Origin of the sequence: Pseudomonas sp. UBA4194, from assembly GCF_002379585.1 — a bacterium.
Classification (GTDB): Bacteria; Pseudomonadota; Gammaproteobacteria; order Pseudomonadales; family Pseudomonadaceae; genus Aquipseudomonas.
On sequence record NZ_DFUE01000075.1, the window covers coordinates 1 to 2,777 of the forward strand.

General features: G+C 63.8%; 3 protein-coding genes. All 3 read left to right on the forward strand.

Features of this window, described 5'->3' with window-relative positions; all coding sequences use genetic code 11:
• On the forward strand, nucleotides 1-306 hold a 306-nt coding region (locus B3397_RS17750; protein ID WP_296252609.1), incomplete at its 5' end, for an EAL domain-containing protein.
• 72 nt (nucleotides 307-378) lie between these two features.
• The gene (locus tag B3397_RS17755; RefSeq protein ID WP_296252612.1) at nucleotides 379-1,293 is read left to right on the forward strand and encodes a DMT family transporter; all 915 of its coding nucleotides are present in this window, start codon (nucleotides 379-381) and stop codon (nucleotides 1,291-1,293) included.
• Between the two features lie 147 nt (nucleotides 1,294-1,440).
• The gene (locus B3397_RS17760; protein WP_296252613.1) at nucleotides 1,441-2,718 is read left to right on the forward strand and encodes a serine/threonine transporter; all 1,278 of its coding nucleotides are present in this window, start codon (nucleotides 1,441-1,443) and stop codon (nucleotides 2,716-2,718) included.
• Nucleotides 2,719-2,777: the final 59 nt, after the last annotated feature.

The window sequence follows — 2,777 nt, forward strand, 5'->3', positions numbered from 1 at the left end:
GACTTCGGCACCGGCTATTCCAGTCTCAGCCAGCTGCACGCCCTGGCACTGACCAAGCTCAAGGTCGACCGCAGCTTCGTCGCCCGGATCGACGAGAAACCGGCCAGTTTCAAGATCGTCAAGTCGCTGCTGGCGCTGAGCCAGGACATGGCTCTGGACTGCATCATCGAGGGAGTGGAAACCCCCCAGGAGGCTGCGGCGCTGGTCGGCCTGGGCTGTGAGTACGTACAAGGCTACCTGTTCGCCCGACCCATGTCGGCCGAGCAGACTTACGCCTGGCTGGCCGAGCCGCTGCCGCGACGTTGAGCAAAGCGCTGGCGTTGCGGCCGGCGCCGGTGGCACAGTAGCGCACCCCGTTACTCAGGAATACGCGCCAAGATGGCACAGCAACCCACCCCTCGCGAATCTTCCTGGAACAACCTCTTCCCCCTGGCGACCGTGGTCATCTGGTCAGGCAATACGCTGGTCACCAAGCTGTCCAGCGGGCTGATCGCGCCAGCCTCCATCACCCTCTACCGCTGGGGCCTGGCGTTCCTGGTGCTATCGGCGTTCGTGCTGCCGGGCCTGTGGCGCACCCGCCAGCAATGGTGGCGGCAGTTGCCGCAACTGCTGGTGCTGGGGTTGCTGGGGATGGTGGCGTATCAGGGGCTGGCGTATCAGGCCGCGATATCCACCAGCGCCACCAACATGGGCATTCTGCTGGCGCTGTCGCCCCTGCTGTCGGCCTTGCTCAGCAGTTTTCTGGCGCGTGAACCCTTGACCTGGGGGACCGTGCTGGGCGGTGCCATCTCGTTCTTCGGGGTGATCTGGCTGATGACCGAGGGCCACCCCGCGTTGATCGTCCACCATGCTTTCGGCGGCGGTGACGGCCTGATGTTGCTGGCGGTATTGGCTAACGCGATGTATGGCGTGTTGCTGCGGCGCTGGACCTTCGCCATGGGCAACTGGAGCCAGCTGTACCTGCAGATCGGCTGTGCGCTGCTGGTACTGATCCCCTGGTACCTGGCGAGCGAACCCAGCCCGTTGACCGCGCAGAACCTGCCGTTGGTGTTGTACGCCGGCATCATGGCCTCGATCATTGCGCCGTGGCTGTGGATCAGCGGCGTGCGAGCGGTCGGCGCCAGCCGGGCCAGCCTGTTTCTCAATCTGATACCCGTGCTCGTGGCGCTGGCGGCTACCGCCTGGCTGGGTGAGAGCCTGCACCAGCACCATCTGGTCGGTGGCGCCATGGCCCTGTTGGGGGTGTGGTTCGGCCAGAGTTTGCGCCGGCCCCTGCGCTCGCAGCCGGCCTGAACCCGACCGTTACTCGAGTAACCCTTTGCTTTCCTTGCACAATCTTGGACAATCACGCCCCTTTTCAGGGCCGGGGCGCTGCCAGCTGTACGTTTTTCCCGCTACCGGCCGATGAGTGACCCAACCGGCAAGCGGAGATTCGACCGGATGAACGATCAGGCCAACAGCCTCGACGAACGATATGCCACGGCCCCAGCGACACTGTCGCCCTGGGACCGCCACGACACCACCTGGATGCTCGGTCTGTTCGGTACCGCCATCGGCGCGGGCACCTTGTTCCTGCCCATCAACGCTGGCCTGGGCGGTTTCTGGCCGTTGCTGATCCTGGCGCTGCTGGCGTTTCCCATGACCTACTATGCGCACCGCGGACTGACCCGTTTCGTGCTGTCGGGGCGCTCGGGTGGCGACATCACCGAGGTGGTAGAAGAGCATTTCGGCCTCAAGGCCGGGGCGTTGATCACGCTGCTGTATTTCTTTGCGATCTTCCCCATCCTGCTGATCTACAGCGTGGCCCTCACCAACACCGTGGGCAGTTTCATGGAGCACCAGATGGGCCTGCAGCCGCCGCCACGCGCGCTGCTGGCGCTGGTGCTGATCCTTGCGTTGCTGGCCGTGGTGCGCTGTGGCGAACGCTTCATCGTCAAGGCCATGAGCCTGATGGTGTATCCGTTCATCGTTGCGTTGCTGCTGCTGGCATTGTTCCTGATTCCCCACTGGAACGGCGGCATTCTGGCCACGGCCGGTCAGGTGCCGGAAACCTCGGCGCTGCTGCATACGCTGTGGCTGGCGATTCCGGTCATGGTGTTCTCGTTCAACCACTCGCCGATCATCTCGGCCTTCGCGGTGGATCAGCAACGCCGCTATGGCATCAACGCCGAAACCCGTAGCCGGCAGATTCTGGGACGCGCCCATGCGCTGATGGTGGTGATGGTGCTGTTCTTCGTGTTCAGCTGCGTGCTGACGCTGTCGCCAGCCCAGTTGGCGGAAGCCAAGGCGCAGAATCTGTCGATCCTGTCGTACCTGGCCAACCACTTCAGCAACCCGACCATTGCCTTTGCCGCGCCGCTGATCGCCTTTGTGGCCATTGCCAAGTCGTTCCTGGGCCATTACATCGGAGCCAGCGAAGGACTCAAGGGCCTGGTGCTCAAGACCGGCCGCCGGCCCAACGCCAAGGCGCTGGACCGGGTCACTGCCGCGTTCATGCTGGTGGTGTGCTGGTTGGTGGCGACACTCAATCCCAGCATCCTGGGCATGATCGAGACCCTGGGCGGGCCGATCATTGCCGCGCTGTTGTTCCTGATGCCTATGTACGCGATCCGCCGGGTACCGGCGATGCGTCAGTATTCGGGGCAGATGTCCAATGTGTTCGTGACGTTGGTGGGCTTGGTGGCGATCAGTGCGTTGGTTTACTCGCTGGTGCCGTGAACTGTGTAGGAGATCCAGATCCTGGGGTGGGGGCGGGTGACGCTTTCGCGGCTGTACGC

What these genes read in the sequence shown, in the direction of transcription:
- B3397_RS17755 (WP_296252612.1), top strand. Translation starts at nt 379, where the DNA reads ATGGCACAGCAACCCACCCCTCGCGAATCTTCCTGGAACAACCTCTTC.
- B3397_RS17760 (WP_296252613.1), top strand. Translation starts at nt 1,441, where the DNA reads ATGAACGATCAGGCCAACAGCCTCGACGAACGATATGCCACGGCCCCA.